Annotated in this window: 29 protein-coding genes; 7 read left to right on the top strand and 22 right to left on the bottom strand. The window is 71.6% G+C overall.

The genetic code is table 11. The features are described from left to right. Nucleotides 1-19 precede the first annotated feature (19 nt). Genes EDF40_RS01505 through EDF40_RS01480 form a run of 6 tightly spaced genes read right to left on the bottom strand, consistent with a single transcriptional unit; the run spans nt 20 to nt 3,055 of the window. The gene (locus EDF40_RS01505; RefSeq protein WP_123340064.1) at nt 20-787 is read right to left on the bottom strand and encodes an aminoglycoside 3'-phosphotransferase; all 768 of its coding nucleotides are present in this window, start codon (nt 785-787) and stop codon (nt 20-22) included. A 7-nt stretch (nt 788-794) separates the two neighbouring features. Beyond that, nucleotides 795-1,397: a hypothetical protein gene (locus tag EDF40_RS01500; RefSeq protein ID WP_123340063.1), complete on the bottom strand. Its 603-nt coding sequence runs from the start codon at nt 1,395-1,397 to the stop codon at nt 795-797. Next, complete coding sequence (locus EDF40_RS01495) at nt 1,394-2,032, bottom strand: hypothetical protein (protein WP_123340062.1); 639 nt, start codon at nt 2,030-2,032, stop codon at nt 1,394-1,396. Before EDF40_RS01495 ends, EDF40_RS01500 begins: the two co-directional genes overlap by 4 nt. Continuing rightward, the gene (locus tag EDF40_RS01490) at nt 2,029-2,409 is read right to left on the bottom strand and encodes a hypothetical protein (protein ID WP_123340061.1); all 381 of its coding nucleotides are present in this window, start codon (nt 2,407-2,409) and stop codon (nt 2,029-2,031) included. The genes EDF40_RS01495 and EDF40_RS01490 overlap by 4 nt, the downstream gene beginning before the upstream one ends. Then, entirely contained in the window at nt 2,406-2,597 is a 192-nt protein-coding gene (locus tag EDF40_RS01485; RefSeq protein ID WP_111086173.1) for a DUF2273 domain-containing protein, read from the bottom strand. The genes EDF40_RS01490 and EDF40_RS01485 overlap by 4 nt, the downstream gene beginning before the upstream one ends. Then, nucleotides 2,594-3,055, bottom strand: coding sequence for an Asp23/Gls24 family envelope stress response protein (locus EDF40_RS01480; protein WP_123340060.1), 462 nt, complete (start codon nt 3,053-3,055; stop codon nt 2,594-2,596). Before EDF40_RS01480 ends, EDF40_RS01485 begins: the two co-directional genes overlap by 4 nt. A 120-nt stretch (nt 3,056-3,175) precedes the next feature. Between EDF40_RS01480 and EDF40_RS01475 the strand changes: the two genes are divergently transcribed. Together EDF40_RS01475 and EDF40_RS01470 are read left to right on the top strand one after the other, a co-directional pair. After that, complete coding sequence (locus EDF40_RS01475; protein ID WP_123340059.1) at nt 3,176-4,012, top strand: exodeoxyribonuclease III; 837 nt, start codon at nt 3,176-3,178, stop codon at nt 4,010-4,012. Between the two features lie 92 nt (nt 4,013-4,104). After that, a complete protein-coding gene (locus EDF40_RS01470) occupies nt 4,105-4,353 on the top strand; it encodes a nuclease (protein ID WP_123340058.1) in 249 nt (82 codons plus the stop codon). A 12-nt stretch (nt 4,354-4,365) separates the two neighbouring features. Here the strand turns inward: EDF40_RS01470 and EDF40_RS01465 are convergent, their stop codons facing one another. Further along, the gene (locus tag EDF40_RS01465; protein ID WP_123340057.1) at nt 4,366-4,773 is read right to left on the bottom strand and encodes an aldehyde dehydrogenase; all 408 of its coding nucleotides are present in this window, start codon (nt 4,771-4,773) and stop codon (nt 4,366-4,368) included. Between the two features lie 389 nt (nt 4,774-5,162). After that, complete coding sequence (locus EDF40_RS01460) at nt 5,163-6,086, bottom strand: AEC family transporter (RefSeq protein WP_111086178.1); 924 nt, start codon at nt 6,084-6,086, stop codon at nt 5,163-5,165. Between the two features lie 73 nt (nt 6,087-6,159). Here EDF40_RS01460 and EDF40_RS01455 point away from each other — a divergent pair, with 73 nt between their 5' ends. From EDF40_RS01455 to EDF40_RS01445, 3 genes are all read left to right on the top strand, one after another. Next, nucleotides 6,160-6,756, top strand: coding sequence for a nitroreductase family protein (locus EDF40_RS01455; RefSeq protein WP_111086179.1), 597 nt, complete (start codon nt 6,160-6,162; stop codon nt 6,754-6,756). Between the two features lie 84 nt (nt 6,757-6,840). Then, the gene (locus EDF40_RS01450; protein ID WP_111086180.1) at nt 6,841-7,254 is read left to right on the top strand and encodes an acyl-CoA thioesterase; all 414 of its coding nucleotides are present in this window, start codon (nt 6,841-6,843) and stop codon (nt 7,252-7,254) included. Nucleotides 7,255-7,344: 90 nt separating this feature from the next. Beyond that, entirely contained in the window at nt 7,345-8,103 is a 759-nt protein-coding gene (locus EDF40_RS01445) for an HAD-IIB family hydrolase (protein WP_111086181.1), read from the top strand. 224 nt (nt 8,104-8,327) lie between these two features. On the opposite strand, the gene EDF40_RS01440 is transcribed toward EDF40_RS01445, so the two are convergent. Together EDF40_RS01440 and EDF40_RS01435 are read right to left on the bottom strand one after the other, a co-directional pair. After that, nucleotides 8,328-8,951: a phosphoribosylanthranilate isomerase gene (locus EDF40_RS01440; protein ID WP_123340056.1), complete on the bottom strand. Its 624-nt coding sequence runs from the start codon at nt 8,949-8,951 to the stop codon at nt 8,328-8,330. 49 nt (nt 8,952-9,000) lie between these two features. After that, complete coding sequence (locus EDF40_RS01435) at nt 9,001-10,053, bottom strand: serine/threonine-protein kinase (protein WP_123293556.1); 1,053 nt, start codon at nt 10,051-10,053, stop codon at nt 9,001-9,003. 201 nt (nt 10,054-10,254) lie between these two features. Here EDF40_RS01435 and EDF40_RS01430 point away from each other — a divergent pair, with 201 nt between their 5' ends. Then, nucleotides 10,255-10,458 (top strand): DUF2945 domain-containing protein, encoded by a 204-nt coding sequence (locus EDF40_RS01430; RefSeq protein WP_123293555.1) that lies wholly within the window; start codon nt 10,255-10,257, stop codon nt 10,456-10,458. 11 nt (nt 10,459-10,469) lie between these two features. Here EDF40_RS01430 and EDF40_RS01425 read toward each other — a convergent pair whose 3' ends face one another. Next, entirely contained in the window at nt 10,470-11,228 is a 759-nt protein-coding gene (locus EDF40_RS01425; RefSeq protein ID WP_260213114.1) for a DedA family protein, read from the bottom strand. 51 nt (nt 11,229-11,279) lie between these two features. After that, complete coding sequence (locus EDF40_RS01420) at nt 11,280-12,455, bottom strand: ROK family transcriptional regulator (RefSeq protein WP_185002642.1); 1,176 nt, start codon at nt 12,453-12,455, stop codon at nt 11,280-11,282. A gap of 36 nt (nt 12,456-12,491) precedes the next feature. Between EDF40_RS01420 and EDF40_RS01415 the strand changes: the two genes are divergently transcribed. Further along, a complete protein-coding gene (locus EDF40_RS01415; protein ID WP_123340054.1) occupies nt 12,492-14,225 on the top strand; it encodes a beta-N-acetylhexosaminidase in 1,734 nt (577 codons plus the stop codon). A gap of 221 nt (nt 14,226-14,446) precedes the next feature. Here the strand turns inward: EDF40_RS01415 and EDF40_RS01410 are convergent, their stop codons facing one another. The 10 genes from EDF40_RS01410 to EDF40_RS01365 form a co-directional block, all read right to left on the bottom strand. Further along, on the bottom strand, nt 14,447-16,513 hold the full coding sequence (locus EDF40_RS01410; RefSeq protein WP_123340053.1) for a fructose-specific PTS transporter subunit EIIC: 2,067 nt from the start codon (nt 16,511-16,513) through the stop codon (nt 14,447-14,449). Between the two features lie 74 nt (nt 16,514-16,587). Beyond that, a complete protein-coding gene (locus EDF40_RS01405; RefSeq protein ID WP_123340052.1) occupies nt 16,588-17,583 on the bottom strand; it encodes a 1-phosphofructokinase family hexose kinase in 996 nt (331 codons plus the stop codon). Beyond that, entirely contained in the window at nt 17,580-18,368 is a 789-nt protein-coding gene (locus EDF40_RS01400; RefSeq protein ID WP_123340051.1) for a DeoR/GlpR family DNA-binding transcription regulator, read from the bottom strand. Before EDF40_RS01400 ends, EDF40_RS01405 begins: the two co-directional genes overlap by 4 nt. 377 nt (nt 18,369-18,745) lie before the next feature. Further along, nucleotides 18,746-19,549: a carbohydrate ABC transporter permease gene (locus EDF40_RS01395; RefSeq protein WP_248704970.1), complete on the bottom strand. Its 804-nt coding sequence runs from the start codon at nt 19,547-19,549 to the stop codon at nt 18,746-18,748. A gap of 86 nt (nt 19,550-19,635) precedes the next feature. Beyond that, a complete protein-coding gene (locus EDF40_RS01390) occupies nt 19,636-20,679 on the bottom strand; it encodes a carbohydrate ABC transporter permease (RefSeq protein ID WP_123340050.1) in 1,044 nt (347 codons plus the stop codon). Between the two features lie 3 nt (nt 20,680-20,682). Then, complete coding sequence (locus EDF40_RS01385; RefSeq protein ID WP_123340049.1) at nt 20,683-22,008, bottom strand: sugar ABC transporter substrate-binding protein; 1,326 nt, start codon at nt 22,006-22,008, stop codon at nt 20,683-20,685. A 283-nt stretch (nt 22,009-22,291) separates the two neighbouring features. Further along, nucleotides 22,292-23,491 (bottom strand): ABC transporter permease, encoded by a 1,200-nt coding sequence (locus tag EDF40_RS01380; RefSeq protein ID WP_123340048.1) that lies wholly within the window; start codon nt 23,489-23,491, stop codon nt 22,292-22,294. Further along, nucleotides 23,488-24,231, bottom strand: a complete 744-nt coding sequence (locus EDF40_RS01375; RefSeq protein WP_123340047.1) for an ABC transporter ATP-binding protein — start codon at nt 24,229-24,231, stop codon at nt 23,488-23,490. Before EDF40_RS01375 ends, EDF40_RS01380 begins: the two co-directional genes overlap by 4 nt. After that, a complete protein-coding gene (locus EDF40_RS01370; RefSeq protein ID WP_148053845.1) occupies nt 24,228-25,289 on the bottom strand; it encodes a peptidoglycan-binding protein in 1,062 nt (353 codons plus the stop codon). Before EDF40_RS01370 ends, EDF40_RS01375 begins: the two co-directional genes overlap by 4 nt. Next, a complete protein-coding gene (locus EDF40_RS01365; RefSeq protein ID WP_148053844.1) occupies nt 25,286-25,795 on the bottom strand; it encodes a hypothetical protein in 510 nt (169 codons plus the stop codon). Before EDF40_RS01365 ends, EDF40_RS01370 begins: the two co-directional genes overlap by 4 nt. Nucleotides 25,796-25,883: the final 88 nt, after the last annotated feature.

Here is a 25,883-nt window from a genome sequence, read left to right as displayed (position 1 = left end):
TACGGCACACCCTGGTCGCTCAGACGTCGTCCACGTCGGCGTTCCAGAGCGCGCGGTACCAGGCAGTCCGTTCCGGATCCTCGGGCACCCCGTACGCCTCGTGGAACAGCGGCTCCCACCCGGGACCGTAGTTCCACCCCAGCGCCATCGTCGCCACCGCCAGGTCGGCCCATCGATCCGCGACACCCGTGGCGTCCAGGTCGACGTGCCCGCTCCACCGACCGTCGGCACCGATGAGCGTGTTCGGCGTGCACGGGTCCCCGTGGCACACCACCGTCAGGTCACGGGGAGGCTCCGGCCCGAGACGATCCGTGTCGGCACCCGCCGCGCGGGCCCGGTCGAGCCGCGCCACGGTCGACCACACGAAGGGGCAGACGTCCACCGGCAGGGTGTCGTGGAACGCTCGGAGCCCCTCGCCGACCGCGATCACCGCGGTCCGGGGTTCGTCGTGCCAGCGCGGGTCGACGGCACTCCACCCGGGGACGGCACGGGTCCGCAGCCACACGCCGTCGTCATCCGCACCGTGGTCGAGCACCTCGGGCACCCGCACGTACCGTGACGCCCACTCCAGTCGCGCGGCCTCGTTGTCGATCCACCGGCCGTAGGCGTGCGGCAGGACCTTGACGAACTCGTCGGCGTGCTCGTCCGGTCCGATCCGGAAGGTCGTGCCACCGATCTCGTTGTGCCAGACCAGTGCGACCTCGCGGCCCCGGGCAGCCTCGGTGACCACCCGTGGCACCGGCACCACGGTGTCCGGACCCGGCAGCCCGCCGATCGACCGCACCACGACGGACCTAGTGCACGCGGTCCGGGCGCGAGGACCCGGCCCCACCGCGTGCGATCTCGAGCAGGACCGGCAGGCGTTCGCCGAGCAGGGCGTCCAGGTCGGCCACGACGGCCTCGACCCGTTCGGTGACCTCGCGCGGTGATGCACCCCGGCGCGGACGGACCCGCACCCGGATCGCCCGGCCGCCGCGGACGCGGTAGACGTCGACCGCGAGCGAGGCCACCTGCGGCAGCTCTCCGATCGCCGACGACAGCGCGTGCTGCACGGCCGTGGACTCGACGCGCACCGAACCGGCGACGCCGTCGGCTGATCCGTCGCTCTCGACGACGGTGCCCTCGCGGCCCCCGCCGAGCGTCGTCAGCACCACGATCGCCAGGACGCCGACGACGACCCCGCCGCCGAGCACCCACGTCCACGACAGCAGGGAGTCATCGCGCGACGTGCCCGTGCCGAAGCCCGCGAGTACGTCATCGGCCGTGCGCCACCAGGACGCCACGAGCGGCAGGCCCTGGGCCGTCTGCACCAGGATCGCACCGACCCCGGCGACGAGCAGGACGAGCCCGACGACGACGAGCGCCGTCCGGCCGAGCCCACGGTTGGTCGTGTTCATCCGTCGACCCGTCCGGTCGGCTGGACGCGCACCCGTGCAGCGAGGGCGGGGAGCGCGTCGATCGCGGCGAACTCGTGCTCGACGGCCTCGGTCGCGGCCACGGCGGGCACGTCGACGCCGGCAGCGGGACGCAGCACGACCTCGACGGTCCGGCGGCCCACGGTGCCGACGGCGGCGTCCGGCCCGAGCCGTGTGACGGAACGGGCGGCACGTGCCGCGGCGGATGCGAGCACCTCGTCGTCGACCACGACGGCGAGCCGGTCGGATGCCATCGCGTGGCGCGGGCGCCGCTGCGGCAGGAGCCCCTGCAGCAGGAACACCAGACCGACGAGGGCGACGATCGCCGCGATCCCGACGACGAGCGTGGTGTCGAGGCCGTCCGGCGCGGCGAGGGCGGCGTCCACCACCGCGCGCGGGTCGACGCCGAGGACGTTCTGGTCGAGCAGCACGAGGGCACCGGCGAAGACGGCAGCGGCGGCGAGCACGAGGGTGATGAGCATCGCGATGACGACGGCACCCGACCGGGACACGTGGGTCTCGCGGCGGAGCAGACGGCGGTAGGTGGCGGCGTGGTCGGTCGACGGTGCGGGGCCGGCTTCGGGAACCGATGCGGTCCGGTCGTCCACGGCGGTCACCGGACCCTCCGAGGGACGTCGACGACCGACGACGCGAACGTCACGGTCACCCGGGACACCTGTCGGCCGGTGATGGTCCGGAGGCGCTCGGCGATCGTGCCGCGGGCCCGGTGCGCGCTCGTGACGACGGGTTCGTCGAGGACCGCGTGGCTCCCCAGCACGGGCAGGGTGAGCGGGGCGGTGATCTCGACCGCCAACGCGCCGCGACCGTCGTCGGCGACCCGGGCACGGACCTCCCGGAAGGCCACGCGCAGCGCTTCGGCGGCGACCGCCTGGGCGGTGTGCACCAGCGCCGACGTGCCGATGCGGTCGGAGCCGCGGAGCCGGACGCCGCTGTCGCCGCTGTCGCCGACCGTGGCGACGGCGGCGTCGGTCACGACGAGCTCCGGCGTCCGCGCAGCACGTCGACCAGGCGACGCACGTCGACGTCACCGGCGACGATGCGGGCGACCAGCCCGCCGACGGCCATGCAGACGGCGACGACCACGAACGCCCAGAACCCGAGGGTCACCGCGACGATCGCGAGGAGGGCGCCGACGCCCATCCCGACGACGGTGGCGTTCACCGGACCCGGCCCTCGCGGACGTCGCCGTCGAGGTCGTCGGCGGTGCCGTTCAGTGCCGGGATGTTGACGTCGTTGATCGCGATGTTGACCTCGGTGACCTCGAGCCCGACGAGCTCGGTGACGGCGCTCGTGACGGCGGCGCGCACGGCGGACGCGACGTCCATCATCGGGATCGGGTAGTCCACGACGATCGTCAGGTCGACGGCGACCTGGGTCTCGCCGACCTCGACGCGGACGCCCTGGCCGAGCGCGCTCGAGCCGATCGCGTCGCGGATGGCGCCGAAGGCCCGCGAGGCGTTCCCGCCGAGGGCGTAGACGCCGGGGACGTCACGCGCGGCGATGCCCGCGACCTTGGCGACGACGGTGTCGTCGATGATCGTCTTGCCCTTGGCCGTGACCTGCGTGGTGGTGGTGCCGGTCGTCGCGGTCCCGTCGACGCGGTTCGTCGTCGATGCCATCAGTGCCTCCTGCGCTCGCTTGCTGGACTTCCAGCGAACACCATCGTGCCGCGCTGCGCCCGAGAGCGGCAGGCGGCGCGCTGCACGGCGGGGTCGGTCGTCCCCGGTAGGTTCGATGCCATGCGCGTGGCGACCTGGAACGTGAACTCCGTCCGCACCCGAGTGGGGCGGGTCGTCGACTGGCTGGTGCGCGAGGACGTCGACGTCCTCGGCATGCAGGAGATCAAGTGCAAGCCGGAGCAGTTCCCGGTGCAGGCGTTCGAGGACGCCGGCTACCACGTCGAGGCGCACGGCCTGAACCAGTGGAACGGTGTCGCGTTCGCCAGTCGGCTGCCGATGGAGGACGTGACGCGCGACTTCCCCGGCCAGCCCGGCTTCCTCAAGGGGCACGAGGGGCCGGACCTGCCCGTCGAGGCCCGGGCCATCGGCGTCACCGTCGACGGCGTGCGGCTCTGGAGCCTGTACGTGCCGAACGGGCGCGAGGTCGGCGACCCGCACTACACGTACAAGCTCGACTGGCTCGCGCAGCTGGCCGACCGCACCGCCGAGTGGATCGCCGCGTCGCCGGAGACCCCGCTCGCGCTGATGGGCGACTGGAACGTCGCACCGCTCGACACCGACGTGTGGGACGTGCGCGTGTTCGAGGGGAACACCCACGTCAGCGAACCCGAGCGCGCCGCGTTCCGGGCGTTCGAGGCGAAGGGGCTGCAGGACGTCGTCCGGCCGATCGTCCCCGACGGCTACACCTACTGGGACTACAAGCAGCTGCGGTTCCCGCGCAACGAGGGCATGCGCATCGACTTCGTGATGGGCTCCCAGGCCTTCGCCGACGTCGTCACCGACGCCTCGATCCACCGCAACGAGCGGAAGGGCGACGCCCCGAGCGACCACGTCCCCGTGGTGGTCGACCTCGACCTGGACACGTCGCTCGACGACGACCGCCCGATGATCTTCTGACTTCTGTTACGCCCGGCGTCCGCCCTCGTTGAGCAGGTGACAGCGCCGACGTAGATTTCCTGCACCGAACCCCTTCGAGAGCAGGTGAAGCCATGTCCCGCACGACGATCCTTCCCATCCAGCGCGTCATGGCGAACGCGGCCCCCGGCGCCTGGCGCGACGGCATCGTCGTCGAGACCCGTCCCGCCGACGCCGTCGTGGTGTTCCTGGACGGCTGCGTGACCCAGCTCCGGGTGGCGGACGCCGACACCTTCCTGTCGGTCGGCGACCCGATCGCCCACCACCCGGTGGCGGAGATCCTCAGTGCCGGCGGTCGTCAGACCACGGCACGCAGCGCGTAGTAGTCCGTCGGCTCAGGCTGACATCGAGGCGAGCATCGCCTCGCACTTCGCGACCATCTCGTCGCAGGCCATGGCGCAGTAGCGGCACGACTCGTCCATGTCCATGTGCTGCCGGCACTCGGCGGCGCACATCGTGCCCATCGTCATCACGGCCAGGAGCATCGCCTGCATGCTCGGCAGGTCCATGCCGGCCGGACGCATCATCATCCGCATGCCAGTGTCGGCCATCATCGCCGTGTTGGAGCACATCGCGGCGCACGTGGCCATGTCGCCGCCCATGCGCATGTCGCTCGCGGAGCACATCGTCGCGGCCATCGACGCGGCGTTCATCGCCATCATCGTGTCCTGCATCACGTCCATGTCCATCTCCATGGGCATGTCCGCCATCGACATGTTCTTCATCATCGCCATCGTGTCCATCGGAGGTCTCCGTCCGTCGTGGTCCCGAGGCGGGTCCGCCCCGTGGACGCCAGCGTACGCGCGCCCCCGATGCGCTTCGTGAGCGGCGATGGTCGAGTCGGTGACCGCGACCCGACCATTCCTGCTCACCATCCGCGGTGCACGCGACCCCACGGCGGACGGGAGGCACGGTGCGCCCCCGCCACGGGCCTCCCGTCCGCCTCGCGGTGCGCCCAGGGCGCGTGGCACGCCGGCGTCTCCGCTCGACGCCCGCCTGCGCGCGAGACGCCGCCGAATTCGGCGGCGTCTCGGCGACGACGAGGCGTCTGGGCAGCACGACGGCGTCACGCAGGAGCAGCTGCGCGCCGGCGTGCTCGCAACACGACGGCGTCTCGAACACCGAGGGCGCGCTAGGGGTGCAGCAGCGCGGCGATCGCGACCAGGACGGGGACCGAGCCGATCGTCGAGATGAGCACCACGTCGCGGGCCACCGGGACCGCCGCGTCGTAGCGCTGCGCGTAGTTGAACACGTTCTGCGCCGCCGGCAACGCCGCCAGGGTCGTGAGCACGAAGACGTCCTGGTCGCCGAGCCCGAACACGAACCGTGCGAACACGTACGCGACCGCCGGCATCACCACGAGCTTGATCGACGACGCCACGATCACGTCCGTGCGGATCGCTGGGTCCCGCAGCGGCGCGGCACCGTGCAGGCTCATCCCGAACGACAGCAGGACGACGGGCACAGCAGCCGCGCCGACCAGCGAGAACGGCTCGAGTACGGGGTCGGGCAGCGTGATGCCGGTCGCCGAGAACACCAGGCCGACCAGCGAGGCGATGATGATCGGGTTCCGGAACGGCCCGGAGATCCGGCGTCCCCAGCCGCCGGCGCCCGAGGTCGCGGCGTCGAGGATCGTCAACGCGACCGGCGCGATGACGATGAGCTGCAGCAGGATCACCGGCACGACCGCGGTCGCCTGCCCGAGCACGTAGACGGCGACCGGCAGGCCGATGTTGTTCGCGTTGACGTAGCTCGCGGCCAGGGCCCCGACCGTCGTGGTGGTGACCGGTCGCCGCAGCACGAACCGGAAGACGGCCGCCGCTCCGAGTGCGACGACGGCCGCGCTCAGCAGCGAGACCCAGAGCATCGGGGACAGCAGCGACTCGATGTCGGCCGAGGCGATGGTGTGGAAGAGCAGGCAGGGCATGAGCACGAAGAACGCGAGGCGACTCATCACGAACTGCGCGTGCGGGCCGAGCAGTCCGATGCGCCCGACGACGTACCCACCGGCGATGATCGCGCCGATGATCGCGAAGCCGGTCAACACGCCACCCATCGCGTCCATCCTTGCACCATGTGACGTCGCTCAGGTCGGAAATGCGTTCGCATCGAATACCGTTGCAGGCACCATGACCTCGACGAACGCCGACACCCTCACCCGGTCCACCGACTCCAGCCAGCCCCTCGTGCCCCTGCTCGAAGAGCGCTGGAGCCCCCGTTCCTACGACGAGACCGCGACGATCTCGGACGAGCAGTTCGACGCCGTCCTCGAGGCCGCCCGCTGGGCTGCGTCGGCCATGAACTTCCAGCCCCGCCGCTTCATCGCGGGCCGTCGTGGCACCGAGACCTTCCGCAAGATCAACGAGAACCTGCTCGGCTTCAACGCCGCCTGGGCCTTCCGCGCCAGCGCCCTCGTCGTCGGCGTGCTCGAGACCGTGACCGAGGACGGCGACGAGCGTCCCTTCGCGCAGTACGACCTCGGCCAGTCGCTCGCCGCCCTCACCGTCCAGGCGCACGCCGAGGGCCTGCACGTGCACCAGATGGCGGGCATCGACGCCGCCGGCCTCCGCGCCGCGTTCGACCTGCCGGAGCGCTTCCTGCCCTTCACCGTGACGGCCATCGGCACCGTCGCGCACCCGTCGCAGCTCGACGAGAAGGCGGCTGAGCGCGAGGTCGCACCGCGCACCCGCCTGCCCCTCGACGAGGTCGTGCTCGTCAAGGAGTAGTCCTCGGCACCATCGTCCGGCCGCGTCCCTGTGGGGCGCGGCCGCTGTCGCCTCCGCCGCCGCCGCCGCGTAGTATGTAGTGACATGCAGCCCGAGATGAACTTCTACACCCGCAAGTGGGTCCGCCCCGAGGACCTCAACGCCAACGGCACCCTGTTCGGCGGCAGCCTGCTCCGCTGGATCGACGAGGAGGCCGCGGTCTACGCGATCATCCAGCTCGGCAACGGCAAGGTCGTCACGAAGTACATGTCGGAGATCGAGTTCGTGTCCTCGGCGAAGGAGGGCGACATCGTCGAGATCGGCCTCGTCGCCACCCGCTTCGGCCGCAGCTCGCTCACGATGCGGGCCGAGGCGCGGAACCTCTTCACGCACCGCAGCATCCTCACCATCGACGAGGTCGTGTTCGTGAACCTCGACGACGACGGCAACCCGGCACCGCACGGCTACACGGACATCACGTACGACCGCGACCGGGTCCCCGCGACGCACCGCGCCTGACCCGCGTGACCCCGCAGACTTCGCGCAGCAGTCGCGTGCGGTGAACCCAGCACCCGGCATGTGATCGGTGGCCTCTGGCAGGATCGGGGCATGACCACGCCCCGCCTCGTCGCCTTCGACCTGGACGACACCCTCGCCCCGTCGAAGTCCTCCCTCGACCCCCGCATGCTCGAGACCTTCGCGTCCCTGCTCGAGGTCGTGCCGGTCGCGGTCATCTCCGGCGGCAACTTCACGCAGTTCGAGCAGCAGCTCGTCACCCCGCTCCGTCACCGCGACGGCCTGACCCTCGACGACCTGCACCTGCTGCCGACCTGCGGCACGCGGTACTACCGCTGGTCCGACGACGACTGGGCCCTGCAGTACGCCGAGGACCTCACCGACGACCAGAAGGCACGCGCCCTCGCAGCGGTCGAGTCCGTCGCGAAGGACGCCGGCTACTGGGAGTCCGAGACCTGGGGTGACATCCTCGAGGACCGCGGGTCGCAGATCACCTTCTCCGCGCTCGGCCAGGCCGCTCCGGTCGACGTCAAGAAGCAGTGGGACCCGACCGGCGCGAAGAAGGACGACCTGCGTCGCCGGGTGCAGGCGGAGCTCCCTGACCTCGAGGTCCGATCCGGCGGCTCGACCAGCGTCGACATCACCCGCAAGGGCATCGACAAGGCGTACGGCATGCAGCGTCTCGCCGAGATCACCGGCATCGCGCTCGACGACATGCTCTTCGTCGGCGACCGGCTCGACCCCGAGGGCAACGACTACCCGGTGAAGGCCCTCGGTGTGCCGTGCCACGCGGTCGAGGGCTGGGAGGACACCGACGCTTTCCTGACCGAGCTCATCCCGACTCTGCGCTGACCCCACACTGACCCCGCGCGAGACGCCGGCGTCTCGCCAAGACGCCGCAGCGCCGCCGAGACGCCTCCGATCTCGGCGGCGTCTCGCGCACGTGGCGGCGTCATCCGGACACGCCGGCGTCTTCCGGACCTGAGACGGTCGCACGGCGGACGGGAGGCCCGTTGCGGGCCCGCCCCGCGCCTCCAGGCCGTCGTCGCCCCGCGTCGAGAGCCGCGGGCGCGCGCTCAGCCCAGGCTGCGGACGGCCTCGACGAAGGCGCGGATCTTCGCCGGGTCCTTGACCCCGCGCTCCGACTCGACGCCGCTCGACACGTCGACGCCGTCGGGGTCGAGCGCCTCGACCGCGGCGACGACGTTGGCGGGGGTGAGCCCACCCGCCAGGATCCAGGCCTCGTCGATCCCGCCCTCGATCACGGCGGGGTCGATCAGCCGACCGCTGCCCGGCACGGCGGCGTCGAGCAACAGCAGGTCGTGGTCGTACGAGGCGCGCTGCTCGGAGGTCTCGCGCAGGTAGTCCTCGGCCGCGAGGGCCCGGATGGTGAAGAAGCCGGCGTCGCGGGCCCGGGCGAAGTCGGTCGCGGCCTCGCCACCGTGCAGCTGCAGGGTGGTGAGCCCGACCTCGGACGCGATGCCGACGATCTCGTCGATCTTCTGGTCGCGGAAGACCCCCACGGCGTCGATGCCGTCCGGCAGCCGTTCGACGAGTTCCTTCGCCAGGTCGGCCGTCACGGTGCGGGGGCTGTTGGCGGCGAAGACGAACCCGACCGCGTCGGCGCCCGCGTCGACGGCGGCGTCCACGGTGTCGGGCGTCGACAGGCCGCAGATCTTGATCCAGCGCTGGTCGGTCATGCTGTCCATCCTGCCAGGGACCACGGACGAACGGGACGCGCGGGCGACGTCAGTGCAGCATGCCCGCGACGTAGGCGGAGCCGCACGCGACCAGCACGCCGAACGCCGCGAACGAGCCCACGAGCACGTTCCGCCGACGCCAGCGGCGGACGGCCGAGAAGGTGCCGCGCTTCGCGTGCCGGTGGGCCGCCCGGTGCATCCGGTGGTCGCGCTGGTGCTTGACCCGCTCGGGTCCGAGCGGTACCGGGCCGGTGACCTGCGTGGAACCGCCCCGCAGGGCGTTCGCGATCGCCACCGCGGTCGGACGACGCTCTGGGTCGCGGGCGGTCATCCGGCTGAGCAGTTCGCGCCACTCCGAGGCGACGTCGTCCGGGATCTCGGGGTCGTGCCGCAGGCGGGCCAGTGCCGCCTCGATCAGGGTGCCCGAGTACTCCTGCTTGCCGGTCAGGGACTCGAGCAGCACCAGTCCGAGCGAGTACACGTCGGTGGCGAAGCTGATCGGTTCACCGGCGACCTGCTCGGGGCTCAGGTACGCCGCCGTGCCGATGATCGTGCCGTCGTTCGTCAGGCGGGAGCCGTCGACGAAGTGCGCGACACCGAAGTCGGTGAGCTTCACGGTCCGGGCGAAGCCGGACGACCCCTCGTCGCTGATCAGGATGTTGGCGGGCTTGACGTCGCGGTGCACGATGCCGCGGGAGTGCACGTAGGCCAGGGCATCGGCGAGCTGGGCGCCGAGGTCGGCCACCTCGTAGTTGTGCAGGGCCCCCTCGGACAACCGGCGCAGCAGCGTCGTGTCGGCGATGAGCTCCATCACGATGAACCGGTGCGGGCCGTCGGGGAAGTCGTGCGTGCCGGCGTCGTAGAGCGGGATGAGCCCGGGGTGCGACAGCATGCTGAGGAGCCGGATCTCGCGCTCCTGCCGGACGCGGTCGGCCGTCGTCATCTTGTCCGGCGTCGCGAAGAGCTTCACGGCGACGGCGCGGTAGGTGTGCTCGTCGCGGGCTTCGTAGACGGTCCCCATGCCACCCGTGCCGATGAGCTTCACCAGCCGGTACCGGCCCGACAGGACCGTCTCCGTCCGCAAGCCGTCGAGCAGGGTCATGGTGTCCGTCGTTCCGTCGGGAGCCGCAGGTTCCGCGGCTGCTGCCGGCGTGTTGGCTCACGAGAAACGGTACGCGTCCGACTCCCGTTTTGGGCGGGTGTTATGACATCGTGATCGGCGTACTTCCCTGTGTTCATGCGGATGCATCAGGGTACCGTTCGACCTCCGACCAGGGTGAGCGATCACGCAAGGAGGACAGCGATGGCACTGACGAAGGGTGACGAGGTGCACTGGAACACCTCGCAAGGGAAGACGACCGGGAAACTCGTGCGGAAGCGCACGAGCGACTTCGAGTTCGACGGTCAGACGTTCAAGCCGACCGACGACGATCCGTACTGGATCGTCGAGTCGGAGAAGAGCGGCAAGCAGGCCGCGCACAAGGAGTCGGCGCTGACCAAGGCCTGACGACCAGCGACTCAGTCGCGGGCGGGCTCGGCGCGACGACGACCTCGTGCGCCCCCGCTCGCGGCACCGTCGCCGTTGCCGCCACCGTCCGCACGACGGTCTGCCCGCCACCGTCGGATCCGCCGGACCACGAACGTCACCACGACGACGGCGATCGCGACGTAGAGCACCCGGTCGATCCACTCGGTGTACTGCTCGACGCGGTCGTACTGCGAGCCGAACGCGGCACCGAGCAGCACGAGGGCGCTGTTCCAGATGCCGCTCGCGATGATCGTGAACACCGAGAACGTGCCGAGGTGCATGCGGTCGGCGCCCGCGGGCAGGGAGATGAGGCTGCGCACGATCGGGACGAACCGGCCGAAGAACACCGCGCTCTTGCCGTGCCGGTGGAACCACGCGGCGGCCTTGCGGAAGTCGTCCTCGTCGACCAGGGGGAGCTTGCCGAACCACCGTGTGGTGCGCTCGAACCCGATCTTCGCGCCGAGCCAGTAGAGCACCAGCGCCCCGAGGTAGGACCCGAGCGTCGCCAGCACGAGGACGAGCACGAGGTTCATCTGCCCGGCACCCGCCAGGAACCCGGCCAGCGGCAGGATGACCTCGGACGGGATCGGCGGGAACACCGTCTCGATGAAGAGCATGAGCGCGACGCCCCACTCCCCCAGGGCGTCGATGATCTGGAGCACGAGGCCGGAGAGTCCGCCGAGGTCCGAGGGAGCGGTGGAGTCGCCGGTGGCGACGGTCATGGCACGGGCGGTCACGGCAGTCGTCATGCCCCCAGCATCCCTGAGCGCCCTGTCAGGACCCGGCGCGGTACCTGAACGTCAGCCGAGTCCCATGTGCGAGGTCCGCACGTGCGTCAGCGACCGCGCGAGGGCACCGCGGGCGACGGCGTCGCGACCCACCGTCGACGGCACGATCTCGACGGGGTGCCGGAGCCGGGGCGTGACCACCGCGGCGAGCGCCTCGGCGAACACCGGCGCCGCCGGCAGGACCTCGCCCCCGACGACCACGACCTCGGGGTCGATCGTCGTGACGAGCTGCACGACGCCCGGTGCCACGTCGTCCGCGAAGGCACGGACGACGTCGACCGCCGCCGGATCCGGAACGCCATCGCCGACGAGACCCGGCCCAGCGCCCCCGCGCCCGGCCGCGGCGAAGACCGATTCGAGGTCCGTGTCGGACGTGATCCGGGCCTCCAGGCGGGCCGGCGCACCGGGCCACCCGGTCGAGGCAAGGCCGCCCATCTCGCCAGCCGCACCGCGCGCCCCGCGCGCCAACGCCCCGTCGATGACGTAGGCCGCACCGATCTGCCGGCCCATCACCAGGTACAGGCCGTCCTGGACGCCTCTGAAGCGCCCCCACATCGCCTCGGCGGTGGCGGCGAGCTTGGCGTCGTTGTCGAAGAACGTCGCGATGCCGGGGAAGAGGTCCTGGATCCGGCCGGGCACGCGGCGCTCGACCCACTCGGGCACCGCGACCGTGTAGTCGATCTCGCCGGCGCGGTCGACGACGGCGGGGACACCGAACGTGGCGGCGAGGACCGGGGACGCCTCGGAGTCGGCCGTCAGGCGGCGGACGACGTCCTGCACGCTCGTCCAGGCCTGCTCCGCGTCGGCGAGGTCGGCGTAGCGCTCCTCGACCCGGGTGAGGGTGTTCCCGCGCAGGTCGGCGCGGATGCCGACGATGCCGTGCAGTCCGAGGTCGACGCCGAGCACGGAACCGGCGGTGGCGTCCGCGGCGAAGCGCTTGGCGCGGCGGCCGGCCTTGTTCGGGGTGGCGATCGCTTCGGCCTCGGTCACCCAGCCCTCGTCGACCAGGTCTCCGAGCGCCGCCTCGACCGTGGGGCGGGAGAGCCCGACGGTGCGGCTGAGCTCGGTGACCGTGCGCGACACGTCGTCGCGCAGGAGCTCGTCGAGGATGGCGCGGGAGTTCATGAGTCGGAGCACGCCCGGCGTCGTCCCGACGACACTCGGGATCGTTGACACGGTCTCGTCCACGGCCATAGCCTCCACATTACGAAAGATCATTGAGGAATGGTGGACTCCGACATGCTCATCCCACGACCGCGCCGCGCCGTCCCCGGCACCGGCGCCTTCGAGATCACCCCGTCGACCCGCATCGCAGCCGACGCAGCGAGCGGATCGGTCCGACTGTACCTGCAGCAGACGCTCCGGGCGTCGACCGGCCAGCCGGTCCGCGACGCAGCGGAAGACGGGGCGGCCTCCGCCGACGTGTCGGTCCGGGCGGGCGTCATCTCGCTGCGCGTCACCGACGATCCCTCCCTGCCCGCCGGCCCGCCGTCGCCCGAGGGCGAGCGCGCCGAGTCCTTCCGCCTGACCGTCACCCCCGACGGCGTGGACGTCGCAGGCGGCTCGGCCGCCGGCGTCTTCTACGGCGTCCAGGCACTCCTCCAACTCCTGCCCGCCGATGTGTACCGCAGCGGCCGCGTCGGCACCGGGCCCTGGTCCGTCCCGTCCACCATCGTCGAGGACGCGCCCGCCTTCGCCTGGCGCGGCGTCATGCTCGACGTCGCCCGGCACTTCCGCACCAAGCACGAGGTCATGCGCGTCGTCGACCAGCTCGCGGCGCACCGGATCAACCGGCTGCACTTCCACCTCACCGAGGACCAGGGCTGGCGCATCGAGATCCGGAAGTACCCGCGCCTGACCGAGGTCGGGTCGTGGCGTCGCGAGTCCCAGGTGGGCGCACACGTCCCCGACGCCGACGGCGTGCTGCGCCCGGCATCGTTCGACGGCCGCCCGCACGGCGGCTACTACACGCAGGACGACATCCGCGAGATCGTCGCCTACGCGGCAGACCGGTTCGTCACCGTCGTCCCCGAGATCGAGACGCCCGGACACGTCCGTGCCGCGTTGGCCGCCTACCCGTCGCTCGGCGTGCACCCCGAGACGCCGGTGGAGGTCTGGACCGAGTGGGGCATCGCCGACGACGTCCTGAACGCCGACGACAGCACCGTCGACTTCTTCAAGGACGTCCTCGACGAGGTCATCGCGCTCTTCCCCTCGCGCTACATCGGCATCGGCGGCGACGAGTGCCCGAAGGTGCAGTGGGTCGAGGACCCCCGCACGCAGGAGCGCATGCGTTCGCTCGGACTCGAGGACGAAGAGCAGCTGCAGGCCTGGATCATCGGGCAGCTCGCAGCGCACGTCGCCTCGCACGGGCGGCAGGCGTTCGGCTGGGACGAGATCCTCGAGGGCGGCACGCTCGACCCCTCGGCGACCATCGTGTCGTGGCGCGGTCTGACCGGCGCCCGGACGGCGGCGAAGCGCGGACACGACGTCATCTCGTCGCCCGACGACCAGGCCTACCTCGACTACCGCCAGAGCGACCTGGCGACCGAGCCGATCCCGGTGTCCATCGTGCTGACGGTCGACGACGTCTTCGGCTTCGACCCGGTGCCGTCCGGCCTGACCGAGTCCGAGCGCGCCCACGTCATCGGCGGCCAGGGCAACATGTGGACGGAACACGTCGACACCGCCCGGAAGCTCGACTACCAGCTGTTCCCGCGGGTGGCCGCCCTGGCCGAGGCCCTCTGGTCGGCGGACGTCACCGGGCCGCGCGACGTCGCCGAGTTCCGCGGGCGGCTCGCCGAGCACACCGCGCGGCTCGAGGCGATGGGCATCGAGTACCGGCACGAGGCCGGGCCCTTCCCGTGGGAGCAGCGTCCGGGTGTCCCGGGGCGGCCGCACTCGCGCGAGGACCGCGCCGCCTACATCGACGCGGTCACAGCCAACATCGCGGAGTAGGGGGGCGGGCACGCGCGGGGCGGGGCCTCGCGCGCACGCTCGCGCGCCGCGCCGAGGTTCCACGACTCGCCGCTCACTTCCGCCGAGGTTCCACGAACGGCCCCGCAGGCCCGCGAGGTTCCGAGATCTCGGAACCTCACGGGGTGGTCGCGACCACGAACGGACGGGAGGCCCGGTGCCAGCTGGCACCGGGCCTCCCGTCCGTCAGGTGGTGACGTCGACTACACGGCGACGGCCACGCGGTCGCCCGCGGTCTCCGACACGGCGGCGTCCGCCGCCGGCGCCTTCCGGACCCACTTCTTCAGCCCGACGAGCACGAGCGCGGAGACGACCGTGCCGGCCAGGATCGCGAGCACCCAGACCACGAACGAGTCGATCGCGAAGAACACGAACACCCCGCCGTGCGGTGCGCGCGAGGTCACACCGGCGGCCATCGAGATCGCTCCCGTGACCGCGGCGCCGACCATCGAGGCCGGGATGACCCGCAGCGGGTCGGCCGCGGCGAACGGGATCGCACCCTCGGAGATGAACGAGGCGCCGAGCAGCCACGCGGCCTTGCCGTTCTCCCGCTCGGGCTTGGTGAAGCCCTTGCGGTAGAGCACGGTCGAGGCGAGTGCCAGGGCCAGCGGCGGGACCATGCCGGCGCCCATGACCGCTGCCATGATCTCGAACGGCACGACGTTCGTCGCGGAGCCCGCTCCGAGCCCGGCCACGGCGAACGCGTAGGCGACCTTGTTGACCGGACCGCCGAGGTCGAACGCCATCATGAGGCCGAGGATGATGCCGAGCAGGATCACCGAGGTGCCGTTGAGTGAGTTGAGCCAGGTCGTGAGCTGCGTCATCAGCCAGGCGATCGGGCCGCCGAGCACGAGCAGGAGCAGACCGGACGCCACGATCGAGGCGATCAGCGGGATGATCACGACGGGCATCAGGCCACGCAGCCAGCGCCAGGTCGGGATGCGACCGATCCAGTACGCGGCGGCACCGGCGAGCAGACCGCCGACGAGACCGCCGAGGAAGCCGGCGTTCATGAAGACGGCGACGGATCCGGCGACGAAGCCGGGCGCGATGCCGGGTCGGTCGGCCATCGCGTAGGCGATGTACCCGGCGAGTGCTGCGACCAGGAAGCCGAGGGAGATCCCACCGATCTGGAACGCGGCGGCACCGAGGTAATAGGCCAGGCCCTCCGGCGGCAGGTTCAGCAGCGTGTAGTTCGTCAGCGTGTAGACGGCGTTGTTCTGACCGGAGTCACCGTGCGCGAGCGCGATGCCGTAGCCGGAGAGCAGGAAGCCGAGCGCGATGAGGAGTCCGCCGCCCGCGACGAACGGGATCATGTAGCTGACACCGGTGAGCAGCCAGCGCTTGAGCGCCTGGCCGAAGTGCTCGTTCTTGGCGGTGGACGCACCGTCGACGGCTGCGCCACCCTGGACGCGTGCGGCGTTCGGGTCGTCCGAGGCGCGGATGGCCTCGGCGATCATCTTGTCGGGCTCGTCGACGCCGCGCTTGACGGGGCCCGAGACGAGCGGCTTGCCGGCGAAGCGACCGCGGTCGCGGACGTCGACGTCGACCGCGAACACGACGGCGTCGGCGCGGGCGATGAGGGCGGGGTCGAGGGGCTCGACCTGCGAGGACCCCTGGGTCTCGACGTGCATCTCGGCGCCGGCGCGCTGCGCCGCGGCGACGAGGGCGTCGGCCGCCATGTAGGTGTGCGCGATGCCGGTCGGGCAGGCGGTGACGCCGACGAAGACCTTGCGGCCCGGCACGGGTGCGGCGGTCGGACTGGAGGCGCTGCTCGCCTTCCCGACGCCGGCTTCGGACACCTCGCCGCTCACCTCGCGGTCGACGAGCTGGACGATCTCGTCCGGGGTGGCTGCGGCGCGCAGGGCGGCGGTGAAGTCGTCGCGGATGAGCGCACGGGCCAGGGTCGAGAGGACCGTCAGGTGGTCCTTGTCGGCCCCTTCGGGCACGGCGATCATGAACACGATGTCGGCGTCGCCGTCCGGGGCGCCGAACGACACCTTCCGGGCGAGACGCGCGAACGCCAGGGTCGGCTCGGACACCGATGCCGAACGGGCGTGCGGGATCGCGATGCCACCGGGCACGCCGGTGCCGACGCTGGCCTCGCGCTTGATGGCGTCCTCGGCCAGGACCCGGCCGTCGGCGGCGCGGCCGGTCGCGGCGACGCGGTCGGCGAGGACGCGGATGACGTCGGCCGAGGTGGCACCGAGGTCCTCGTCGAGGCCGACGAGCTGGGCGCTGATGAGGCGCGGACTCGAGTCTGCGGACATGTGCTTGCTCCTTCGCAATGGCGCTGATCGCGCGGGTCGTGCAGGTGTTCGGGGAGTGGGGTGTTCGGGCGGGGTCAGGCGGGCTCGGGTGCCGAGTGCGTCGTGAGCACCCGGACCGAGATCGCCGTCGGGTCGGTGTGGTCGAGGGCCGGCACGTCGCTGCCGGGCAGGGCTGCGGCGGCGGCTCCGGTCGCGACGGCCTGGGCGAGGCGCTGCTCGGGGGACGCTCCGGCCACCTCGGCGAGCAGGTAGCCCGCGAGCGAGGAGTCCCCCGCGCCGACGGTGGAGCGGGCGACGATCCGCGGCGCTGCGGCGGCGAAGGCACCCTCGTCCGACACCAGCACGGCGCCGGCGCTGCCGAGGGTCAGCAGGACCGAGCCGACGTTCCGGTCGCGCAACCGCTCTGCGGCGGCGACGGCGGCGTCGAGGTCCTGCTCGTAGGTGTCCGGGTCGCCGCCGACGACCTCGGCGAGCTCCTCGGCGTTCGGCTTGACCAGGTCGATCCGCTCGCCGGACTGCAGCAGTGCGGTGAACGGGACGCCGGACGAGTCGACCGCGATCCGGACGTCCTCGCCGTGGCGTGCACGGACGGCGCGGACGAGCACGGCGAGCGCGTCATCGGGGAGTCCGGGCGGGAGCGATCCGGCGAAGACCACCCAGCGGGCGGCGGGTCCGGTGGCGGTCGCCGCAGCAGTGTCGGCGACCAGGTCGGCCAGGTCGTCCAGCCGACCGGCGAGCGAGGGACCGGGCTCGTTGAGCTTCGTGGTGGTGCCGGTCGGCTCGGTCACGGTGACGTTCGAGCGGAGCGGCGCACCGATCGGCAGGGCGGCGGTCGGGATGCCGCGCGTGGCGAGCCCGAGCAGCACGGGGTCGAGCTCGTCGCCGGGCAGCACGGCGATGGTGTCCCCACCGCTCGCGACCACGACCCGGGACACGTTGACGCCTTTGCCGCCGGGCTCCGCGGTGGAGCGGGTGGCGCGCTGGACGGCGCCGCGCTGCAGTTCGCCGGAGAGCTCGATGGTGCGGTCGAGGCTCGGGTTCGGCGTGACGGTGACGATGCGGCGGCTCATGCGACGACGACCTCGACGTCGGCGTCGGTCAGGGCGCCGGCGAGGTCGGCCGGCGGCTCCTGGTCGGTGACCACGGTGTCGATCTCGTCGAGCCGGGCGAAGCGCATCAGGGCCTCGACCCCGTGCTTCGCGGCGTCGGCGAGCACGACGGCTCGGCGGGCGGCGAGGACGTAAGCGCCCTTGACCGCGGCCTCGTACTCGTCCGGGGTGCTCAGCCCGAAGCCGGCGGACAGACCGTTCGTGCCGACGAACGCGATGTCGGGCCGCAGGGCGCTGATCTGCTCGACGGTGGCGGTCCCGACGGCGGCGCTCGTGACCCCGCGCACCCGGCCACCGAGCAGGTGCAGCTCGACGTGCTCGCTGTGCTGCAGGGTCGCGGCGATCGGGACGGAGTTCGTGATGACGGTGAGGGTCGCGCCGGCGGTGGCGGGTTCCCAGCGTGCGAGTTCAGCGGCGACGGCGGCGCAGGTGGTGCCGGCGTCGATCGCGATCGAGCCGGTGAAGGTCGAGGGCACCAGGCGCATCGCGGCGCGGGCGATCTCGGACTTCGCGGAACCGTGCTGCCCCTCGCGCTCGGCGACGGAGAGTTCGACGACGCTCGAGCGGCCGATCGGCACCGCTCCCCCGTGCACGCGGCGCAGGACCCCGGCGGACTCGAGGGTGTCGAGGTCACGGCGCACGGTCTCGGTGGTGACGTCGAAGTGCTCGGCCAGATCGGCGACGGACACCCGGCCGGCGTCCTGCAGCGCTGCTGCGATCGCGTCGTGCCGCTCGGTTGCGTACATGCCCGAACTCCTTCGTTCCCGTGGGTTTCAGGAACCATAAGCCACAAACCCACACAAACACAACCACCCCGCCCGCATCCCCTCCCCCGAGGTTCCGAAATCTCGGCATCTCGTGGCGCCCACAGCCCGTCCGTGGAACCTCGGCGAACCACACGCGGCGAGTCGTGGAACCTCGGCGACCAGCGCCGGGCGTGTCAGCGCGAGCGATCACCTGGCCCGGCGCCTGCTCCCGAGCACCCCGAACGCACCAACAACCCACACGCACGAACACCCCGAACGCACGAGCACCCCACACGCACGAACACCCCGCCGCACGAGCACCCCACACGCACGAACACCCCGCCGCGTGTGTGCGACGGGGTGTTCGGTCGAGCGTGTCAGCCTTTGACGGCTCCCGCGGTCATACCGCTGACGAGCCGGCGCTGCACGATGAGGAAGAAGACGACCACGGGGATCGAGAACAGCACGCTCGCCGCCATCAACCCACCGAAGTCCGTGCCCTTGTTCGTCGAGAAGCCCGCGAGCCAGACCGGCAGCGTGTACATCCCCTGGTCCTTGAGCATCACGTACGCGATCAGGTAGTCGTTCCACGCCGCGATGAACGCGAACACGCTCGTGGCGATGACCCCGGGCATCACGAGCGGGAACAGCACACTCCACAGGATCCGGAAGGTGCCGGCCCCGTCGACCTTCGCGGCCTCCTCGATCTCGACGGGCACCGCGACGAAGAACCCGCGCATCACCCAGATCGAGAACGGCAGCACGCTCGCGACGTACGCCAGGATCAGCCCGACGTAGCTGTTGAGCAGACCGAGGGTCTGGAACGACAGGAACAGCGGGATGAGCAGCGCGCCCGACGGGATCATCTGCACGAACAGGATGCCGACCAGGATCGCCCGCCGCCCGCGGAACCGGAACCGCGACAGCGCCGCCGATGCCAGGAACCCGACCACGATCGACAGCAGCACGGCGGCCACCACGACGATGGTCGAGTTCCGCAGGTAGACCAGGAAGCCCTCTTGGGTGAGCGCGCGCGTGAAGTTGTCGAGCGTGGGGTGCAGCGGTGCCCAGATCGGGGTCATGGTGGTGACCTCGTCCGCCGGCTTGAAGGCGGTGTTCACCATCCAGTAGATCGGGAACACCCACACCAGGCAGAACACCACCGCGATGGTGTTCGCCACCACGCGCGGCTTCCGCTTCCGCGAACGCACGGGCGCGGAACCAGCAACTGGTGCGACACCCGCGCCAGGTGCTGCGTTCGAGACGGTCACAGGTCCTCCTCCCCGCTGCGGACGAGCCGGCGGATGTAGTAGCTGGTGAGCGCGCCGAGGATCACGGTCGAGATGACGGCGATCGCGGCGCCCTGGCCGTACGCGTTGGAGACGAACGACTTCACGAACGTCCAGATGCCGAGCGTCAGGGTGGCCTCTTCCGGACCGCCCCTCGTGAGCAACCAGATCTGGTTGAAGACGTTGAAGTCCCAGATCACCGACAGGATCGACACCAGGAGCAGTGTCGGGGCGAGGGCCGGCAGCGTGATCGCCCGGTACATCGTCCACGTCGAGGCACCGTCGAGCGCCCCGGCCTCGTAGTACTCCGGAGCGATCTGCGACTGTGCGGCGTAGAGCGTCAGGGCGACGAACGGCACGGCCTGCCAGATCACGAGCGTGAGCACGATCGTGTACGCCTGCCCGGGGTGCGACGCCCAGTTGTCCTGCGTGTGATCGCCGAACACCCGCAGCTGCGTGATGAGCCAGTTGAGCACCCCGTAGAAGGGCTGGAACAGCCACTGCCACACCAGGCTCGAGGCGACGTTCGGCATCGCCCAGGCCAGTACCAGCACCACGCTGACCACGGTGCGCATCGCGACGCCCAACCGGGTGAGCAGCTGCGCGACGCCCATCCCGATGACGATCGTGCCGAGCACCATCGCCCCGGTGACCAGGACGGTGCGCAGGATGACCGGCCAGAACGACGCGTCGGTCAGGACGTTCGTGTAGTTCGAGACGCCCGCGAACCCGGCTTCCCCGGTGAAGATCGCCCGGAGCCCGTAGTCCTGGAACGAGATGACGACGAGCCGGACGAGCGGGTAGACGACGAGCGCGAGCAGCAGGATCGCCGCGGGCGCCAGCAGGACGAGCGGTGCGCGCGACGCCACCGCCGACCGACGACGCGCCCCGCGGCCGGGACGAAGCGGCCGCCCCGACCCGGCACCACCGATGCCCCCGGTGCCCGCGCCCCCGGTCCCCCCGCCGCCGGCGACCGGCCCGGACTGCTCCGAACCGGTCGCCTGCTCTGCAGTGGAGGTCATCGACTACTGCTGCGCGTTCAGCGCGGTCGTGAGGTGCTTCGAGAAGCCCTCGGCGGCCTGCTCCGGCGACTTCCGCCCGGTGGCGATGTCCGCGAACATCGACTGGAACGACGCGTCGCCCTCGATGGTCGCCCAGCCCGGCGTCGCCGGGGTCGGACGGCTCGTGCCCGCTGCCGCGAAGTACGGCTTGTGCAGGGTGTCGACGTCGTCGGCCACGGCGTCGAGCAGCTCGGTCGAGTTCGGCTCCCAGCCGTCCACACCGAACACCTGGTCCTGCTGGAACTCCTTCGAGGTCAGGATCTTCAGGTAGTACAGCGCGAGGTCCTGGTTGGCGGCCTTCGTCGGGATCCCGAGGTCGGAGCCACCGAGGAACACCGGCTGCGTCTTGCCGTCGGTCTGCGAGGGCATCGGGAACGTACCGATCTGGTCGGCGAGCGCCGGCTTCGCCGTGGTGATCGAACCGATCTCCCACGCCGAGCCGAGGAACGCCGAGGTGTTGCCCTGCGCGAAGACGTCGCTCTGCGAGGGCTTGTCGGTGTTGATGTCCTGCGTCGACTTCGCGGAGTAGTCGTTCTGGAACGTCTTCCACGCCGTCAGGCCCTTAACCGCATCGGCCGAGTCGAGCTTCCCGGTCCACTTGCCGTCCTTGTCGGAGGCGATCTCGCCGCCGGCGTCCCACACCCACTGCAGCCCGCCGTACCAGTACTGGCCGGGCATGTAGAAGGCGGAGAAGTCGCTCGCCGTGTTGGCGGCCTTGACCTTGTCCAGGTCGGCGGTGAGCTCGTCGTAGGTGGTCGGCACGTCGGTGACGCCGGCGTCCTTCCAGACCTTCTTGTTGTAGACGACGGCCCGGTTGCCGGCGAACAGCGGAGCACCGTAGAGCTTGTCGTCCACCGTGGCCGGCCCCTCGAGCCCGGTGAGCCAGGTCTGGCCGTCCTTGAGCTCGTCGCGGTACGGCGTCAGGTCCATGAGACCGCCGGCCGCTGCGTAGACCGGTACCTGGGTGTTGCCGAGGTCGACCACGTCCGGGGCGTCTTCCTGGGCGAGCGCCGTGGTGAGCTTCGTGGTGATCCCGTCCCACTGCTGGGTCTGGATCTTCACCTTCGCCCCGGTGTCCTTCGTGAACTGCTTCTGAGCTGCGTCGAGGACCTTGTCGCTCAGGTCGCCGTTCATCATCCAGACGGTGATGGTCTTGCCCTTGCCATCGGGTGTGCCGATGGCCTTCGTGCCGCCGTCGGAAGCTCCGTTGCTTCCGGCGGAGCACCCGGTGAGGGCGAGCGCGGCCGCCAGGCCGAGCGCACCGAGTGCGGCGAAACGCGTGCGTGTCACGTTGACTCCCTTGGTCCGGCCTTTATGAAAGGTCGTTGCGTATTCGCAATAGAAGACCTTCCGAGAGCCCTTGTCAACCGTTGGATCGGTCCCTGTGAGCGGGTTCGATCCGCATGTTTCCGGGGGATCACGGATGGCGAACAGATCGTCGCCAACGCTTGACGCGACTGGTCATGACCAGGCATGATCTGCGCCACGCGTCGACGGGGTGGACGGAACGACCGGGAGGCCCGGTGCCGGTCCCGCAGACCGGCACCGGGCCTCCCGGATCACCACCACGGCCTCAGACGGCCGCCAGGGCGGACGTCGGTGGGATGCGCGCTGCGCGCGCTGCCGGGTACCACCCGGACACACCGCCGATCACGACGGTCGCGCCGAGCCCACCGCCGACGGCCCACAGCGGGATCGCCACCGGCCACCCCTGCGCCAGGGCGAAGGCGACCGTCACCCCGACCCCGATCACCACACCGGCCACCCCGCCCAGGAACGACAGCAGCAGCGACTCGACCAGGAACTGGTCGCGGATGTTCCGCCGCCGCGCTCCGAGGGCTCTCCGCACCCCGACCTCGGCACGACGTTCCAGCACGGTGATCACCATCGTGTTCGCGACGCCGATGCCGCCGACGAGCAGCGCCACACCGCCGATGCCGACCAGCAGCCCGGTGAACGAGTCGTCGGTCGCGTCCTTCGCGGCGAGCGCGTCGGACGGCCGGGTCACGCCGACGTCCTGCGGGGACCCCGGACTGATCGCGTTCGCCAGGACGTCGCGAGCCGGTGCGACTCGCGACGGGTCCACCCGGGTGTAGACGGCGGTCGGCGCTCCGTCGAAACCGAGCTGCCGGGCGAGGCCGCGGGGGACGAACACCTGGCTGTCCAGGTCGTCCGCGAGCGCGATCGGCTCCAGGATCCCGACCACCTGCACCCACTGCCCGCCGATCCAGACGCGGCTGTCGGCACGGACCCGGTCGATGCCGAGTGCCGCTGCGGCGGCCGCACCGAGCACCACCTGCGGCGGAGCCACGACCGAGTCATCGATCCAGCGCCCGGACCCGAGCTCGCCGCCGAGCACGCGCGGCACGTCGCCCCAGGCCGCCATCACGCCGATGCCCTTCGTCTCGGGCGGCGGGATGAACTCGTTGCGGTAGACGGCCGCGTCGAGCACGGTGCCGACCGCGGCAGCCGACTGCACGTCGTCCTGGCGGAGTGCCGACTCGAGTGCGGTGGACGGCAACGGCGGCACGTCGCCGAACCCCTGGGCCTGCGTGACCGTCAGGACGTTGGTGCCGAGGGCGTCGAGCACCCGGTCGAGCTCCGCCTTGCTCGACGACGAGATCCCGACGACGGCGATCATCGCGGCGATGCCGATCGCGATGCCGAGCGCCGACAGGACCACGCGCGTCGGCCGGGTCCGGAGCCCGAAGAGCCCGAGCCGCAGCAGCTCGCCCGGGGTGACCGCGGACCGGAGGCGCCGCCGGGCGTTCACGCAGCGCCCCGGATCGCGGAGGCGAGCGCGGCGGCGGGGACGGTGCCGCCGTCCGTCCCGGAGTCGTGCTGCACCTGGCCGTCCCGCATCCGCACCCGGCGGGGCAGCGACGCGGCGAGCTCGAGGTCGTGGGTGATGACGACCACCGTCGTCCCGCCGGCGTTGAGTTCACGCAGCAGCGCGAGGACCGCCGCCCCGGACGCCGTGTCGAGGGCACCGGTCGGCTCGTCGGCGAGCAGGATCGTCGGCTCCCCGACCAGTGCCCGGGCGATCGCCACCCGTTGCTTCTCGCCGCCCGACAGCTGGTTCGGCCGGTGGTCCAGACGATGCCCCAGCCCGACACGACGGAGGGCGTCGACCGCGCGTCGGTGTCGCTCCCGTCGGCTCGTCCCCGCGTAGAGCAGGCCGTCCGCGACGTTCTCGGTGGCGGTCGCCCCGTCCTGCAGGTGGAAGTGCTGGAACACGAACCCGATGTGGTCGGCCCGGAGCAGGGACAGTTCGTCGTCGGTCATGGTGTCCACGTCGTTGCCGGCGATCGTCACGGTGCCGGACGTGGGGCGGTCCAGGGTGCCGATGACGTTGAGCATCGTCGACTTGCCGGAACCCGACGGCCCGACGATCGCGACGAGTTCGCCCGCTCCGATGTCGAGCGAGACCCCGCGGAGGGCACCGACGTCGCCGTAGGCCTTCACGACGTCCCGGAGCGCGAGCACCCGGCCGTCGGTGGGCTGCGCGCTCATCCGGGCACCACCACACGGTCGCCCTCGGCCACGTTGCCCGTGACGGCGACCCGGCCGGCCGCGGTGAAGCCGGGCGTGACGGGCACGCGTTTCGTCGTGCCGTCCTTCCGGACCACCTCGACGGCGTACTGCCCGCCGGCGCCGGCGACCAGCGCGGCCACCGGCACCGACAGCACACCCCGCTCGGTCGTGCCCTTCGCGTCGACCTGTGCCGAGGCGGCGGCGGGGAGCTTCCGGTCGCCCGATTCGAACGCGACGGACACGTCGACCTTCGTGCTGCCCTCATCGCTCGTGTCCGGTGCGACGTCGGTGACCTCACCCGCCATCGGGGCGCCGGCGCCGTTCACCCGCACCGCGACCTCGGTCCCGACCGCCAGCCGTTCGGCGTCGGCCTGCGACACCGTGGCGACCACGATCCGCTTCGTGCTCGTCACGTGCAGGACGTCGCCGCCCTCCCCGGCCGCGGGTTGCCCGAGCTGCCCGTCGACGGCCGCCACCCGGGCGTCCCCGTCGACGAACACGACGTCGTCGGCCGTCAGCACCCCGGTCACCCGGTGTCCGCGGTCCCGCTGCCACTGCTCGACTCCGCGCTGGGTCCTCGGTCCGAAGGTGTCGTCCTGGGCGACGTCGTACCCGAGGGCCGCCAGGTTGTCGTTGAGCTGCTGCACGTCGGTGCCCTCCAGTCCGCGCTCGAGCGACCGCCAGAGCGGCACCGTGCCGTGCATCGCCCGGACCCCGCGCTCGTCGACCGCGTACACGAAGTCGTCTCGGCGCAGGACCTGTCCGGGCTTCGGCAGCCAGGTCAGCGTCCCCTTCGCGGCCCCGGGCACGCCGGTCGCCGCCCCGTAGCCGAGGGTGCCCGCGAACACCTTCGAGTCGGTCAGGTCGCCGCGCTCGACGGTGACGGTCGTCCGGGCCTTCGTCGGTGCGTCGGCGGCGGATGCACTGATCGCACCGGACGTCACGTCCACGATCGCCCAGGTGCCGATGCCCGCGGCGATGACGGCCACGAGGACGACGCCGACGATCACCGTCCGCCGTGGTCGGGACCGGGTCACTTGCCGGCCTCGGCGCCCAGCCCGTCGAACGCCGTGCGCTCGCACTCCTGCGCCACCTCGGCGAACGCGTCGGGATCCGACGGCTCGTACGCCGCCTGGTCGTCGTCGGGGTAGTCCGCGAACCCGTGCTCGCGGATGCACTTCGCCGCCTTCCGCGCGGCTTCGGCACCGCCCGGGATCGACTCGGCCGGCTCGGCGGCGTCGCCCGCCGTGCCGGAGTCCGTCGCGCAGGCAGCCAGGTCGGTCTGCCACTGGTCGGGGTCCACGCCCTCGGGGACGCCGACCGAGCTCGTCGTGTCGGCTCCGGCGGGATCGGGCATGTCGTAGCCCTTCTCGCGCATGCACGCGGCCAGCGAGACCGCCTTGTCCTTGCCACCGGCCGCCGTCGTGGCGTCCTCCTTCGGCGTCCCCGAGCACGCGGTGAGCAGTGCGGGCAGCAGCAGGGCCGCTGCGGCGACGGCGACGAACGCGCGCGAGCGGCGGATCGAGGTGGTGGTGATCGTCATGGTGGTCTCCTTCGTGCCGTGGACGGAGCGGGACCGGTGGTCCGCTCCGTGTTCGTGCCACCAGGACACCAAGCGCGGTGTTTCGCGC

It is taken from the genome of Curtobacterium sp. PhB170 (genome assembly GCF_003752345.1).
Classification (GTDB): Bacteria; Actinomycetota; Actinomycetes; order Actinomycetales; family Microbacteriaceae; genus Curtobacterium.
This window is presented reverse-complemented; position numbering and strand designations above follow the sequence as displayed.

Excerpts from the sequence above, each read along its gene's own strand:
- EDF40_RS01500 (WP_123340063.1), bottom strand. The coding sequence starts at position 1,397 with ATGAACACGACCAACCGTGGGCTCGGCCGGACGGCGCTCGTCGTCGTC.
- EDF40_RS01480 (WP_123340060.1), bottom strand. The coding sequence starts at position 3,055 with ATGGCATCGACGACGAACCGCGTCGACGGGACCGCGACGACCGGCACC.
- EDF40_RS01475 (WP_123340059.1), top strand. The coding sequence starts at position 3,176 with ATGCGCGTGGCGACCTGGAACGTGAACTCCGTCCGCACCCGAGTGGGG.
- EDF40_RS01470 (WP_123340058.1), top strand. The coding sequence starts at position 4,105 with ATGTCCCGCACGACGATCCTTCCCATCCAGCGCGTCATGGCGAACGCG.
- EDF40_RS01465 (WP_123340057.1), bottom strand. The coding sequence starts at position 4,773 with ATGGACACGATGGCGATGATGAAGAACATGTCGATGGCGGACATGCCC.
- EDF40_RS01460 (WP_111086178.1), bottom strand. The coding sequence starts at position 6,086 with ATGGGTGGCGTGTTGACCGGCTTCGCGATCATCGGCGCGATCATCGCC.
- EDF40_RS01455 (WP_111086179.1), top strand. The coding sequence starts at position 6,160 with ATGACCTCGACGAACGCCGACACCCTCACCCGGTCCACCGACTCCAGC.
- EDF40_RS01450 (WP_111086180.1), top strand. The coding sequence starts at position 6,841 with ATGCAGCCCGAGATGAACTTCTACACCCGCAAGTGGGTCCGCCCCGAG.
- EDF40_RS01445 (WP_111086181.1), top strand. The coding sequence starts at position 7,345 with ATGACCACGCCCCGCCTCGTCGCCTTCGACCTGGACGACACCCTCGCC.
- EDF40_RS01440 (WP_123340056.1), bottom strand. The coding sequence starts at position 8,951 with ATGACCGACCAGCGCTGGATCAAGATCTGCGGCCTGTCGACGCCCGAC.
- EDF40_RS01435 (WP_123293556.1), bottom strand. The coding sequence starts at position 10,053 with ATGACCCTGCTCGACGGCTTGCGGACGGAGACGGTCCTGTCGGGCCGG.
- EDF40_RS01430 (WP_123293555.1), top strand. The coding sequence starts at position 10,255 with ATGGCACTGACGAAGGGTGACGAGGTGCACTGGAACACCTCGCAAGGG.
- EDF40_RS01425 (WP_260213114.1), bottom strand. The coding sequence starts at position 11,228 with ATGACGACTGCCGTGACCGCCCGTGCCATGACCGTCGCCACCGGCGAC.
- EDF40_RS01415 (WP_123340054.1), top strand. The coding sequence starts at position 12,492 with ATGGTGGACTCCGACATGCTCATCCCACGACCGCGCCGCGCCGTCCCC.
- EDF40_RS01410 (WP_123340053.1), bottom strand. The coding sequence starts at position 16,513 with ATGTCCGCAGACTCGAGTCCGCGCCTCATCAGCGCCCAGCTCGTCGGC.
- EDF40_RS01405 (WP_123340052.1), bottom strand. The coding sequence starts at position 17,583 with ATGAGCCGCCGCATCGTCACCGTCACGCCGAACCCGAGCCTCGACCGC.
- EDF40_RS01400 (WP_123340051.1), bottom strand. The coding sequence starts at position 18,368 with ATGTACGCAACCGAGCGGCACGACGCGATCGCAGCAGCGCTGCAGGAC.
- EDF40_RS01390 (WP_123340050.1), bottom strand. The coding sequence starts at position 20,679 with ATGACCTCCACTGCAGAGCAGGCGACCGGTTCGGAGCAGTCCGGGCCG.
- EDF40_RS01375 (WP_123340047.1), bottom strand. The coding sequence starts at position 24,231 with ATGAGCGCGCAGCCCACCGACGGCCGGGTGCTCGCGCTCCGGGACGTC.
- EDF40_RS01365 (WP_148053844.1), bottom strand. The coding sequence starts at position 25,795 with ATGACGATCACCACCACCTCGATCCGCCGCTCGCGCGCGTTCGTCGCC.